Genomic DNA, 12,338 nt, shown 5'->3' on the forward strand with positions numbered 1-12,338 from the left:
CTGACGGCGACTGGACGATCGACGTCATCGACACCTGGAACATGACCGTCGACCGTCTTCCGGGCACCCACGCGGGCACGGTGCGGGTGGAGCTGCCCGGCCGCCCCTACATGGCCGTGCGCGCCGTGCAGGTGTGACCCCATGACGTCCATCGGCATCGAGGGCGAGGCGTTCATCGTCGACGGGCGCCTCGCCAACGCGGGGCGCACGGTCCTGGGCGTGCCGGTCGACGGGCTGCTGCTGAACAGCCGCATGATCAACGGCATGTTCGACGACCTCAACCCGGCGACGCGCGGGCAATGGGCCTATCCGGACACCGGCGTGTGGGACGCGGAGCGCGCCTGCTCGTCAGCACGAGCTTCGCGGCGCTCGATCCGATCATGACGTCCGCCGTCGCGCGGCGGGCGGATTGGTTCCTGCTGCACGGCAACGGCACCGAGCGCGCCGACCGCCTCGCGGAGATGGTCGCGCAGGTGCGCGCCCTGCCCGAGTTCGCCGCGAACCCACGCCCGGTGATGTTCAACGAGGACGATCACTTCGACTTCGACGTGGCGGACGGCCACCTGCTCACGGCGCTGCGGGTGCGTGCCTCGTGGGGCTACTTCGATCCGGGCTCCGTCACCGTGTTCCCGCCGCAGCCGACGATCGGGAACCACCGCGACGGTTTCCAGTCCGTCCCGGTCGACTGGGAGATCGGCACCGACACCAAGCGCGCGTTCTTCGCCGCCATCTCCACACCCTGATCTCCCGGCAAAAGGATTGGTGGGCATCCTCGAGGACCCGACCCTCCAAGATGCCCACCATGGGCCGTGATCACCGGTTGATCAGCCGTACCCGAAAACGGCCGTCCCGACTGCGATCACTTTTGTCCCCCCGGTTTCCCCCAGGTGCTACATCCATCACCCTATAGAGAAAGTCGGGCGCCCGCAATGTTTTCGCACTGCGGAATCCATCCCGGCCCCGATCGTCTGCGGGTACCATCGTGTCGTCGGTTCGGGGGAAGGCGAGGCAGTGGTTATGCCGCCCGAGGATGTCGACCCCGCCGACGTCCACAAGTCGCATCCGGGCAATGTCTGGGTCTCGGACATGCGGCAGGAGTCCCCGCACACGCTGTCGGCGACCTTCCGCATCCCTCCGGCGAAGCACCCGCCGCGCTTCGCCGAACTCATGGAGGTGCAACGCCAGGCCGGGATGCTGCAGCTGCATCGTCAGGCGAAGGTCGCCCACCACGCCGTGCTGGTGCTCGATCGGATCAGCCTCCGCTTCGTCGTCGACGGCGTGGCGGGACGGGATGCCGTCCGCAGCGGACGGGTGCGAAGCCACCTCGTCGCCGCCCCGGAGACCCGCACCCGCCGGACGCTCCGGCAGTTCTTCGACCTCGAGACCGAACACGGGCTCATCGCGCTCGGCCGCTCGCAGGTGAAGGTGCTGCCCCGACCGCTGTACGTGCGCCTGCGCCGCAGCGCGGCCGAGACACCGACCGAGGCGGATGCCGGCACCTCCTCGGCGACCGGCTTCACTCCCCTGCCGATCGCCGCGGGCGACCCCCTCACGTCCGACCATCCCTCGGACCACGTCACCGCCATGCAGCTGGCGGCCGCCATCGAGCGGGCGATCACGGGGACTCGCCCGGGCTCGGCCCTCACCTCGTTGAAGCTCGTGTTCCGCGCCTACACCGAGCGGGCCACGACGCCGCTCGTGCGCTGCTCCGCCCACGACGACGGCATCATCACAGGCGACGTGCGTCAGGGTGGACTCGTCCGCGCGCACTTCTCCGCGCGCGTCGAACCACTCGAGGGAGGGGAGCGGTGATGCCGTCCACACGGGAGATCGCGATCGTGACCGGTGCGTCGGGAGGGATCGGGTCCGCGATCTGCCGGCGCCTGGCGGCCGACGGCTATGCGATCGTCGGCCAGTACCGAAGCGATGCCGCGGCCGCGCAGAGCCTGAAGGCATCCCTCGAACAGCGCGGCGCCGACTGCGACCTGGTCCGCGCCGACCTGGCCGAGCCGCAGGGCGTCGAGTCGGTCGTCGCCCACGTCCGGCGGCTGATCGAGCGAGACCCTCACGCGCGGATCCGCGTCCTCGTGAACAACGCCGGGATACTGCTCGGCCCCTCGCTGCAGGATGCCACCCACGACACGTTCGACCGGTACGTCGCGGTCAACCTGCGGGCGCCGTTCTTCCTCGTGCAGGGGCTCGCCGACCTGATGGACCGCGGCGCGGGCGTCGTGAACATCTCTTCGGCGAGCGCCCACATCGCGAGCGCCGGCGACCTCGTCTACGCCATGACCAAGTCGGGACTGGAGTCGCTCACGAAGAACATGGCGCTCGCGCTCGCACCTCGGGGCATCCGGGTGAACGCCGTCGTCCCGGGCTTCACGGACAACGGGCACCCCGCGTTCTCGGACGAGGCCGCGCGGGCATACATGGGCGGACTGTCCGCCCTGGGCGGCGTCGCGTCCCCGGAGGATGTCGCGGCCGCCGTCGCCTTCCTCGTGTCGGACGCGTCGGCGCGCACCACCGGATCGCTTCTCGACGTGACCGGCGGCATGACCCTCAACCCGCGGCCGCACGGCGGCGCCAGCGTCAAGGACGTACTGTGAACCCGGCCGTCACCGACCGGGTCAGAGCACTTCCACATTGTTCGCACGGCGCGTGCGTAGGTACGCTCGTCTGAGCAACTGATCGCGAAGAGGGGTGCCGATGGTCGCGGAGCGGAAGGCCGCCGCGTTGAAACAGCAGCGTTCCGTCGAGACGCGGGACGCCCTGCTGGTGGGGGCCGCGCGCGTGTTCGCCCGCCTGCCCTACGCGGAAGCCCGGCATCGCGACATCGCCTCCGAAGCAGGGGTCAGCGAGGGCTCCCTCTACTTCCATTTCGGCACCAAGGCGGAGATCGCCAACGCGGTGCTGGCCGCCGAGTACGAGCGGATGACGGCGGTGCTCGCCGACATCGAGAAGGGCTCGGACCGCGCTCTCGACAAGATCCTCCTGCTGATGACCCGGCTCGGGGACCTCATCTCCCGGGATGAGATCGTGCAGGGCGGCATCCGGCTCTCCGGACAGCCCAGCGGCGACTACCTCGAGAGCGCCCGCGACCCGTACTTCGAATGGGAGCACTTCGGTCGGATCCTCATCCAGCGGGGAATCGACGACGGCTCCATCCGCCCCGACGTCGACGTCGCGGGAAGCGCCGAATACATCAACGCGCTCTTCGTCGGCGCTCAGGTGCTCTCCGGCCTCGAGGATTCCTGGGCCTCGCTCCCCCGCCGGATCGGAGCGCTCATCCCGCTGGTGACGCGCGCCCTCAGTTCGTAGGTGAAGGCGCCCGCGTAGCCGTACACCTCCCCGAGCCCGGGCACGCTCACGCACACGCGCACGTGCTGGGTGCGCTCCTCGCCGCTGAGCGTCCGCTCGTCCAGCACGACCGTCGCGAGCCGCGGCAACGGCACGCGCAGACCGGAGATGCGCAGCCAGAGCCGACGGGACGTCAGGGTCAGCCGCCCGTCCGCGACGGACGCCCCGAACTCCACCTCGATCCCGCCGCGTCTGCCGATCCGGTCGACCAGGCGACCGTCGACCACGCGCATGCAGTCGCTCATCTCGCGGATCGCGCCGGGAAAGACGAACGTCCGCACGGCGTGGAGGGAACCGTCGGCCGCGGCCACGTTCCGCACCATGAAAGGCACGTCCGCCGCGTGCTCGGCGAAGGCGATCCCCCGGCGTCCCGCTGCGGCGAACAGCGGCCGGAGCGCCCGGCGGCGCAGACCGGCCTGCTCGAAGCATCCGCGACCGACGCCCTCGAACCCCTCCGGGATGCCGCCGAAGTAGGTGCGGAGCTGCGGCTCGAGGTCCGCGAACCGTTCGCCCAGCACGCGCTCGTACACGGACCCGCATTCCGGTGCGGAATCATCGCCGTCGCGTTTTCTGAACATGTTCAGAAATGTAGTACGGTGCTCTCATGATCCACAATCCCCGGCCGGTCGCGGTGATCGCGGGTGCGAGCGGCTTCATCGGGAAGGCCGTCGCCGACGCGTTCGCCGCCGACGGATACGAGCTTCGCCTCATCGGCAGGAACGCGCCGGTGGGGTGGGACGACGCCGACGCGCTGCGCGCCGCGGTGGACGGCGCCGACGCGCTGCTCAACGTCGCGGGCGCCTCGGTGAACCGCCGGTACACCGACCGCAACCGCCGGCTGATCCTCGAGTCGAGGGTGCACACCACCCGCCTGCTCCGCGACGCGGTGGCGCGGTCGGAGCATCCGCCCCGCGTCTGGCTCAACGCATCCACGGCCACGATCTACCACCACTCGACGGATCACCCCAACACCGAGACGGACGGGCAGATCGGCAGCGGGTTCTCCGTCGACGTCGCGACATCGTGGGAGCGCGAGTTCTTCGCCGGCGACCTCGACCGCACGCGCCGGGTCGCCCTGCGCATGGCGATCGTGCTGGGCGACGGGCCGGCGACGCGGATGCTGCTGAGCCTCGCGCACTTCGGTCTCGGCGGCACGCAGTTCGACGGCTGGTGCCCGCCGCATCGGCGCTACCGCGGGATCGGCGAGCGCCCGACCGGACCCGACCGCGCGCCGTGGCACCGCACGCACGGCCGCCAGCGGTTCAGCTGGGTGCACATCGACGACGTGGTCGCCGCGATCCGGTTCATCCGAGACGACGAACGGCTCACCGGCCCGGTCAACATCGCCTCCCCGCACCCATCGGACAATCGCACCCTGATGCGCACCCTGCGCCGGGTCACCGGGATGCCCATCGGGCTGCCGACGACGAGGTGGATGCTCGAGCTCGGCATGTGGGCGCTTCGCACCGAGCCCGAACTGATCCTGAAGAGCCGGTGGGTGCTGCCCGAGTCGCTCACCGCGGCGGGCTTCACGTTCGCGCACCCGGAGCTGGAGTCGGCGCTGGTCGACGTGATGCAGGCACGCCGTCGGAGCCCGGCCAGAGGCGCCGACGGGACGATCTACAGGGCGGACGTGCGCTGACCCCCTCCCCCGAGACAGACGGGCCGATTTCCCCTGTACAACGTCCCGAGCGGGCTCGCGCTGATAGAAGTTTGCTTCTATCCTGGATTCCCATGAGGGAGTCGAGACTCGAATCGCCGGCGATGGGCGGTGGCGCTCCCGATATGCGGCTTCCCGGCCCGTGCGCCCTGTGCGGCGGGACCGCCGGCGTCCGCCGCGCCGATGGTCCGGTATGCGCCGTCTGCGGCTGGCGCTACGGCGACGCACCGGACTTCGACCTGCCGCCTCCCCGGGTCGAGGTCGTCTACTACCTGCGGTACCGGGACCGGATCAAGATCGGCACCACGCGCAACCCGCGCCAGCGCCTCGCGGCGATCTGGCACGACGAGCTGCTCGGGTTCGAGCGCGGCGGGCGCGCCGTCGAGCAGGCACGTCATCGCCGATTCGCCCATCTGCGCGAGGGCGGGGAATGGTTCACGGCGACGCCCGAGCTCCTCGCCCACGTCGACGGTCTCGGCAGCGGCGACCCGTGGCATGCGTACGCGCGATGGGTCGCCGAGTCGCTGCAGTAGGTCAGGCGCGCGTCGGGAACGACTCCGCCTTCGCCCGGTTCGCGGACGTCGGCAGGCACCTGCCTCGCACCTCTTCCCCCGGCCCGGATGCAGGAATACACTCTGGTCCGGGGACTTCATCCGCGCGCCCGAATCGCCGTGGCGTGCGCTGGGGCCGGCGCCGGATGTCAACACCCCGGACTGGGGATCATCATGTTCGAGAACCTCATGGCGACGGCCGTCCTCCCGGCCAGCGACCTCGACCGCGCGAAGGGCTGGTGGCACGACGTCCTCGGCCGCGATCCCATCTACGCGGACGCCGAGTTCGGCAACCTGTTCTACGAGATCGGCGGCGTCGTGGTGCTGGTGTACCGGACGGACTTCGGAGGCACGGCTCAGAACACCGCATTCAACCTCGTGACGGAGAACCTGGATCGGGACACCACGGAGCTGCGCACGCGCGGCGTCGTGTTCCACGACTACGACCTTCCGGGCCTGAAGACCGTCGACGGGATCGCCCAGCTCGGCGACCTCCGCAGCGCGTGGTTCAGCGACAGCGAGGGCAACATCATCGCGATCGGCGAGCCCACGGCCGAGATGATGGAGATGGCCAAGAAGATCCGGGCCGGCGCAGCGAGCTGAGCCGACCGGTCGTCACACAGGAGGTCTCGGGCGACGGCCCGGGACCTCCTCGTGTGTCCGCATCCTCAGTAGAACTCCACGGTGTCGACGACGCTCTTCATGGGCCGTCCGTCGAGGAAACGGGTCGCGTCGGCGGCGAATCGCCGGGCGATCCGCTCTTCCTCTCTGCTGTCGAGAGCTGCGGTGTGCGGGCTGACGAGCACCCGGGGGTCGTTCCAGAGGGGCGAGTCGACCGGCAGGGGCTCGACCTCGAACACGTCGAGCGCGGCGAACGAGATCCGGCCCTCGTCGAGCGCCGCGATCAGCGCCTGCTCGTCGACGACGCTGCCGCGTCCGACGCTCGCCAGGATGCCACCGGGCTTGATGGCGCCGAGCACCTCGGCGCCGACCAGGTGATGGGTCTGCTCGGTTCCGGGAAGGGTGACCACGATGGCGTCGACGGAAGCGGCGGCTTGCGCCAGCTCGTCGATCGGCACCAGCCGGTCGACACCGTCGACGGGCCGGCCGGACCGGGTCGTACCCCAGACGGTCGCGCCGAGGGCGGAGAAGCGCCGCGCGCACTCCGTTCCGATCCCGCCGAGCCCCACGATCAGCACCGTGAGTTCGTCGAGCTGCCGCATCTGCCACCGGCCGGGCCACCGGCGGTCGTGCTGGTCGTCGAGGAGCCGGGGCAGATTCTTGGCGCCGGCGAGCACGCCGAACACCGCGAACTCGGCGAGGCTCGACCCGTGCACACCGGCAGAGGTGGTGAAGACGATGCGCGCCAGCGCCTCGCGGCTGAGCCCCGCGGCCTTGACCTGCGCTCCCCCGCCCGCAGCGGTCGTCATCACCCAGCGCAGGGAGGGGTTCGCCGCCACGGTGCGTGCCAGCGCGTCCGGGTCGACGTCCGGAATCCCGAAGAGCACGTCGGCGGAGTCGACCATGGCGTCGAACCGCTGCTGCTGATCGGGTGTGCGGGTCACCGCGGGATCCCCGGTCCAATCGGCCGGTCCGCGCATGGGCCGGTACAGCTCGTGGTCGCGGATCACGTCCAGACGCGGCTCGAGCTCCTCGATCAGCCGGCACAGCTCCTCGGGCAGCGGCACGGCCACCACGGCGCGCAGTCGTGTGTTCGCATCGGTCATCTCACGTTCGCTTTCGATCACGGACCGTGGCCGCGGTGAAGCGGGTCACGTTCCTACTTCCCTTCTGTCGCATGGTAGGCCGCCGGGCACCTGTGCCTCGTCCCCGAGCGCCGTCAGCCAGGCGTCGATGCCTCCGTCGAGCACGCGAACCTCCGCATATCCCGCTTGCCGGAGGATCGCCGCCGCCGCGTGGGCGCGGGGTCCTGCCTTGCAGTAGAGGATGAGGCGGCGCTCCACCGGTGTCCCCTCCAGCACGCGCGTCCGCCGCAGGCCGCTGAGCGGCACCGAACGCGCATGTGGGATCCGGGCGAGCTCGAACTCCGCAGGCTCTCGCACATCGATGATGTCGAGCTCCGCCAAGGCCCCGGGCTGCTCGAAGATCACGCCCCGCAGGTCGCTCACGCTGAGCGTGTCGATCGTGGCCGGCCCCGGAACGGCGCACGCCGGCGTCGCCGGCAGGAGCCGCGTGACGGGGGCCCGCTTCGGGTCGGGCGCGACTCGGATCTCACGCATCGTCGATTCGGCGAGGTCGAAGATCGAGAGCCGTCCGAGCAGGCAGCGACCGGTTCCGGTGAGGAGCTTGACCGCTTCCGCCGCCATCATCGATCCGGCGACCCCGCAGAGCGCGCCGAGCACGCCGGCCTCGCCGCAGGTGGGGGCGGATTCCGGCGGCGGAACGTCGGGATAGAGGTCCCGGTAGGTGGGTCCGTACGCCGCCCAGAAGACGCTGACCTGCGCGGCGAAGCGCAGGATCGAGCCCCAGACGTGCGGCCTGCCGGCGAGTTCCGCCGCATCCGAGACGAGGTACCGGGTCGTGAAGTTGTCGGCGCCGTCGATGACGAGGTCGTATCGCCCGATCAGCTGCACGGCGTTGTGCTCGGTGAGCCGGTACGGGTGCACGTCGACCTGCACGCGGGGGTTCAGTGCGGCGATCGCGTCACGGGCGGAGTCGACCTTCCGTCGCCCGACGTCCGCGGTGGTGTGGATGATCTGCCGCTGGAGATTGCTCGCCTCGACGCGGTCGTCGTCGACGATGCCGAGCGTGCCGACCCCGGCGGCGGCGAGGTGGAGCAGAACCGGCGAGCCGAGACCGCCCGCCCCGATGACGAGCACTCGGGCGTTCTTCAGCCGTCGCTGTCCAGTGGCTCCGATCTCGGGCAGCAGGATGTGCCGGGAGTACCGGTCGAGCTCGTCGGGCTCGAGGGCGTCGGCAGGCTCGACCAGGGGCGGCAGGGCGCGGCCGTCGTGCGCGCTGCTCACAGGTCGGGCCGTCCTTCCATGGGCGAGGAGGCGAGCGATCCGAGGCGCCGAGGGATGCGACCGGACCGGGCCGCGAGGCGCCCGGCGACCACGGCGTGCCGGAACGCGGTGGCCATGCCGACCGGATCCTGGGCGCGCGTGACGGCCGTGGCGAGCAGCACCGCATCGCAGCCGAGTTCCATGGCGAAAGCGGCATCCGACGCGGTTCCGATCCCCGCATCCAGGACGATCGGGACCCCCGCCCGCTCGATGATCAGGGCGATGTTGTGGGGGTTGAGGATGCCGAGGCCGCTGCCGATCGGAGCGCCGAGCGGCATGACGGCGGCTGCGCCGAGGTCCTCGAGCCGGCGGGCCAGCACGGGGTCGTCGTTGGTGTACGCGAAGACGGTGAAGCCGCGGGCGACGAGCTGCTCGGTGGCATCCGCGAGTTCGCTGCTGTCCGGCAGGAGCGTGTGCTCGTCGGCGATCACCTCGAGCTTGATCCAGTTCGTCGACAGCGCTTCGCGGGCGAGCTCGGCGGTGAGCACGGCTTCCCGTGCGGTGAGGCATCCGGCGGTGTTCGGAAGCAGCCGGATGCCGTTGTCCGTGAGCAGCTGGAACAGCGAGCCGGCTGCCGAAGCGTCGTGTCGGCGCATCGCGACGGTGGTCAGTTCGGTGCCGGAGGCGGTCAGCGCCGCGGCGAGGGTGGCGTGGCTGGGGGCACCGCCGGTGCCCATGATGAGGCGTGAGCCGAGCCGGACGCCGTCGATCTCGAGGGTGTCGCAGGTCATGTCATCCTCCCTGCGTGGCGGTGACGAGTTCGACGAGGTCGCCCTCGGCGAGCGCGTGCTCGGCCCAGGCGGTGCGCGGGACGACGGCCGAGTTGACGGCGACCGCGATTCCGAGGGTGCCGCCGCCCGCGATCGTGCCTTCGGCGGTCACGCGGATGCCGGTCCGATCCTCGACGAGGTCGGTGATGGACCGACGAGACCCCAGGGTCTGCCGCTCTCCGTTGACGGTGATCGTGATCACGTGATGCTCCTCTCTGATGTGGCGACGGCCACGGCGTGCAGGGGTGCGAACCGGTCGGGGCGGAAGGCGTCCCACCGGTCGTCGGCCGCGCCGTCGATGAGGTCGCGGCAGATGTCGGCGGCGACGGGGGCGAGCAGCACGCCGTGGCGGAAGAACCCGGTGGCGACGATCAGCCCCGGGACGTCGGCCCCGTCCGTGCTGCGCACCCGGCCCAGCAGGGGCGCGTTGTCCGGGGTCGCGGGTCTCGCGCGTGCTGTCGCCTCGCCCAGTTCCAGATCCGCGACGGCGGGCAGGATCTCCTGCGCATCGCGGAGGAGACGCAGGATGCCGCCCGCCGACACCCCCGCCATCCCGTCTTCGCGCTGGGTCGCGCCGACCACGAGCGTGCCGTCCGCACGCGGCACGAGGTAGACGGGTTCCCCGTGCACGAGCCCGCGGACGGTCGCGGTCAGCACGGGCTGAAGCTCCCCCGGCACCCGCAGGCGCAGGATGTCCCCGTAGACGGGCCGCAGCGGCAGGGTGAGCCTGCCGGGCAGGTCCGCGATCGTCCGCGCGGCGAGGCCGTTCGCCAGCACGACCTCATACGCCGCCGTCACGGCGCCGGAGTCGGTGCGGATGCCGGTGATGCGCGACTCCCTGTCCGCCGGGTCGTCGTGCACGAGCGAGACCACCCGTTCGCGCACGACCTCGACGGCGGATGCCGCTGCCAGTTCGTCGAGGAGCCGGGATGCCAGGATCCGGGGATCGACCTGGTGATCCCCGAGCACCCGGTAGGCGGAGGTCACGCGCGCACCGAGGAGGGGCTCGCGGGCCTTCGCATCGCGGGTGGTCAGCGGTTCGGCCCCCAGCCCCAAGCGGCGGTGGACCAGGTGCAGGTCGGCGAGCGCCTGGCGGTCGCCGTGGTCCACGCCGACGAGCAGGGTCTCGGTCTGCCGGTAGCCGCTCGCCGCTCCGTCGGGCGCCAGCTCCGCGACGAACCCGGGGTACCGGGCCGCGGAGGCGAGCATCAGCGGGAGGAGGTCGTCCTCCTGGTAGTGGTATTCGCTGACCGGTGCGAGCATGCCCGCCGCCGCGAACGTCGCGCCGGTCGCCGGGGCCGGGTCGAAGAGCCGCACGGAGCGACCCGACCGGGCGAGCCTCCACGCGATGGCGAGCCCGATGATCCCGCCGCCGACGACCGCGACATCCACCGCGGACCGGACCGGACCGCGCGCGCACCCGACGGCTCCCCCGGCCTCGGGGTGAACCATCCGCAGCCCCTACTTCCGGGCGAACGTCGGCGCGGGCAGGTAGACCTTCCCGCCGGACTCGGCGAACTCGGCCGACTTGACTGCCATCCCGGCCACGCGCTGCTGCTCGGTCACGCCGCCGAACTGGTCGCGGATGTCCTGCGAGATCCGCATCGAGCAGAACTTCGGGCCGCACATCGAGCAGAAGTGCGCGGTCTTCGCCGGCTCTGCGGGCAGGGTCTCGTCGTGGAACTCCTCCGCCGTGACCGGGTCCAGCGACAGCGCGAACTGGTCGCGCCATCGGAATTCGAACCGGGCCTTCGAGAGCGCGTCGTCGCGGGTCTGCGCTCCGGGGTGCCCCTTGGCGAGGTCTGCGGCGTGCGCGGCGATCTTGTAGGTGATCACTCCGGTCTTCACGTCGTCCCGGTCGGGCAGGCCGAGGTGCTCCTTCGGGGTGACGTAGCAGAGCATCGCGGTGCCGTACCGCGCGATCTCGGTCGCGCCGATCGCGGAGGTGATGTGGTCGTAGCCGGGTGCGATGTCCGTGACCAGCGGCCCCAGGGTGTAGAACGGTGCGCCGTCGCACAGCTCCTGCTGCCGTTCGACGTTCTCGCGCACCAGGTGGAACGGCACGTGGCCGGGACCTTCCACCATGACCTGCACGTCATACGCCCACGCCCGCTTCGTGAGTTCGGCGAGCGTGTCGAGCTCGGCGAACTGGGCCGCGTCGTTCGCGTCTGCGATGGAGCCCGGCCGCAGGCCGTCGCCCAGCGAGAACGCGACGTCGTAGCGGGCGAAGATCTCGCACAGCTCGTCGAAGTGCGTGTACAGGAAATTCTCCTGATGGTGCGCGAGGCACCAGCCCGCCATGATCGATCCACCACGGGAGACGATCCCGGTGACGCGCTCGGCGGTCAGGGGCACGTACCGCAGCAGCACGCCCGCATGCACCGTCATGTAGTCGACGCCCTGCTCGCACTGTTCGATGACCGTGTCCCGGTAGACCTCCCACGTCAGCGCGGAGGCATCCCCGTTCACCTTCTCCAGCGCCTGGTAGATGGGAACGGTGCCGATCGGCACGGGCGAGTTGCGCACGATCCATTCCCTGGTGGTGTGGATGTCGTCCCCCGTCGACAGATCCATGACCGTGTCGGCGCCCCACGTGGTGGCCCACTGCAGCTTCGACACCTCCTCGGCGATCGAGCTCGTCACCGCCGAGTTGCCGATGTTCGCGTTGATCTTCACCAGGAACGCCTTGCCGATGATCATCGGCTCCGACTCCGGGTGGTTCACGTTGTTCGGGATGATGGCCCGCCCGGCGGCGACCTCCGAGCGGACGAGCTCCACGTCGCAGTTCTCCCGCAGCGCGACGAAGCGCATCTCCGGCGTGATCACACCATCGCGGGCGTACCGCATCTGCGTGATGATGCGGCCCGCCTTGGCGCGGCGCACCGGCCGCTTCGCGCCCTTCCACTCCGCGGAGGCTGCACCGCGGCGCACCGCGGTGCGGCCGTCATCCTGCAGGTTCCGCTCCCGGCCCGAG

16 protein-coding genes are annotated in these 12,338 nt (G+C 70.8%); 9 read left to right on the top strand and 7 right to left on the bottom strand.

Annotated elements, in window-relative coordinates; all coding sequences use genetic code 11:
• Positions 1 to 17: 17 nt before the first annotated feature.
• From VJR25_RS05920 to VJR25_RS05945, 6 genes are all read left to right on the top strand, one after another.
• Entirely contained in the window at positions 18 to 137 is a 120-nt protein-coding gene (locus tag VJR25_RS05920; RefSeq protein ID WP_324113554.1) for a DUF5605 domain-containing protein, read from the top strand.
• A 4-nt stretch (positions 138 to 141) separates the two neighbouring features.
• The gene (locus tag VJR25_RS05925; RefSeq protein WP_324113523.1) at positions 142 to 384 is read left to right on the top strand and encodes a hypothetical protein; all 243 of its coding nucleotides are present in this window, start codon (positions 142 to 144) and stop codon (positions 382 to 384) included.
• Positions 381 to 743, top strand: a complete 363-nt coding sequence (locus VJR25_RS05930; protein ID WP_324113525.1) for a hypothetical protein — start codon at positions 381 to 383, stop codon at positions 741 to 743. The genes VJR25_RS05925 and VJR25_RS05930 overlap by 4 nt, the downstream gene beginning before the upstream one ends.
• 274 nt (positions 744 to 1,017) lie before the next feature.
• On the top strand, positions 1,018 to 1,812 hold the full coding sequence (locus VJR25_RS05935; protein ID WP_324113527.1) for a hypothetical protein: 795 nt from the start codon (positions 1,018 to 1,020) through the stop codon (positions 1,810 to 1,812).
• Positions 1,812 to 2,606, top strand: a complete 795-nt coding sequence (locus tag VJR25_RS05940) for an SDR family NAD(P)-dependent oxidoreductase (protein WP_324113529.1) — start codon at positions 1,812 to 1,814, stop codon at positions 2,604 to 2,606. The genes VJR25_RS05935 and VJR25_RS05940 overlap by 1 nt, the downstream gene beginning before the upstream one ends.
• Before the next feature lie 100 nt (positions 2,607 to 2,706).
• Complete coding sequence (locus tag VJR25_RS05945; protein ID WP_324113531.1) at positions 2,707 to 3,318, top strand: TetR/AcrR family transcriptional regulator; 612 nt, start codon at positions 2,707 to 2,709, stop codon at positions 3,316 to 3,318.
• On the opposite strand, the gene VJR25_RS05950 is transcribed toward VJR25_RS05945, so the two are convergent.
• Positions 3,225 to 3,935, bottom strand: a complete 711-nt coding sequence (locus VJR25_RS05950; RefSeq protein ID WP_324113533.1) for a DUF4166 domain-containing protein — start codon at positions 3,933 to 3,935, stop codon at positions 3,225 to 3,227. The genes VJR25_RS05945 and VJR25_RS05950 overlap by 94 nt on opposite strands.
• Positions 3,936 to 3,961: 26 nt before the next feature.
• Here VJR25_RS05950 and VJR25_RS05955 point away from each other — a divergent pair, with 26 nt between their 5' ends.
• The 3 genes from VJR25_RS05955 (at position 3,962) to VJR25_RS05965 (ending at position 6,171) form a co-directional block, all read left to right on the top strand.
• Positions 3,962 to 4,999: an epimerase gene (locus tag VJR25_RS05955; protein ID WP_324113535.1), complete on the top strand. Its 1,038-nt coding sequence runs from the start codon at positions 3,962 to 3,964 to the stop codon at positions 4,997 to 4,999.
• Between the two features lie 92 nt (positions 5,000 to 5,091).
• Complete coding sequence (locus VJR25_RS05960) at positions 5,092 to 5,550, top strand: GIY-YIG nuclease family protein (RefSeq protein ID WP_324113537.1); 459 nt, start codon at positions 5,092 to 5,094, stop codon at positions 5,548 to 5,550.
• Positions 5,551 to 5,742: 192 nt separating this feature from the next.
• Entirely contained in the window at positions 5,743 to 6,171 is a 429-nt protein-coding gene (locus tag VJR25_RS05965) for a VOC family protein (protein WP_324113539.1), read from the top strand.
• A gap of 65 nt (positions 6,172 to 6,236) precedes the next feature.
• Here the strand turns inward: VJR25_RS05965 and VJR25_RS05970 are convergent, their stop codons facing one another.
• The 6 genes from VJR25_RS05970 to thiC all read right to left on the bottom strand — a co-directional run.
• Entirely contained in the window at positions 6,237 to 7,295 is a 1,059-nt protein-coding gene (locus tag VJR25_RS05970; protein WP_324113541.1) for a D-2-hydroxyacid dehydrogenase, read from the bottom strand.
• Positions 7,296 to 7,340: 45 nt separating this feature from the next.
• The gene (gene moeB / locus VJR25_RS05975) at positions 7,341 to 8,555 is read right to left on the bottom strand and encodes a molybdopterin-synthase adenylyltransferase MoeB (RefSeq protein ID WP_324113543.1); all 1,215 of its coding nucleotides are present in this window, start codon (positions 8,553 to 8,555) and stop codon (positions 7,341 to 7,343) included.
• Positions 8,552 to 9,325: a thiazole synthase gene (locus VJR25_RS05980; RefSeq protein ID WP_324113545.1), complete on the bottom strand. Its 774-nt coding sequence runs from the start codon at positions 9,323 to 9,325 to the stop codon at positions 8,552 to 8,554. Before VJR25_RS05980 ends, moeB begins: the two co-directional genes overlap by 4 nt.
• 1 nt (position 9,326) lies before the next feature.
• Complete coding sequence (gene thiS / locus VJR25_RS05985; RefSeq protein WP_324113547.1) at positions 9,327 to 9,566, bottom strand: sulfur carrier protein ThiS; 240 nt, start codon at positions 9,564 to 9,566, stop codon at positions 9,327 to 9,329.
• Positions 9,563 to 10,816, bottom strand: a complete 1,254-nt coding sequence (thiO, locus tag VJR25_RS05990) for a glycine oxidase ThiO (RefSeq protein ID WP_324113550.1) — start codon at positions 10,814 to 10,816, stop codon at positions 9,563 to 9,565. Before thiO ends, thiS begins: the two co-directional genes overlap by 4 nt.
• A 9-nt stretch (positions 10,817 to 10,825) precedes the next feature.
• On the bottom strand, positions 10,826 to 12,338 hold a 1,513-nt coding region (gene thiC / locus VJR25_RS05995), incomplete at its 5' end, for a phosphomethylpyrimidine synthase ThiC (protein WP_324113552.1).

The organism is Microbacterium sp., from assembly GCF_035277845.1.
Taxonomy (GTDB): domain Bacteria; phylum Actinomycetota; class Actinomycetes; order Actinomycetales; family Microbacteriaceae; genus Microbacterium.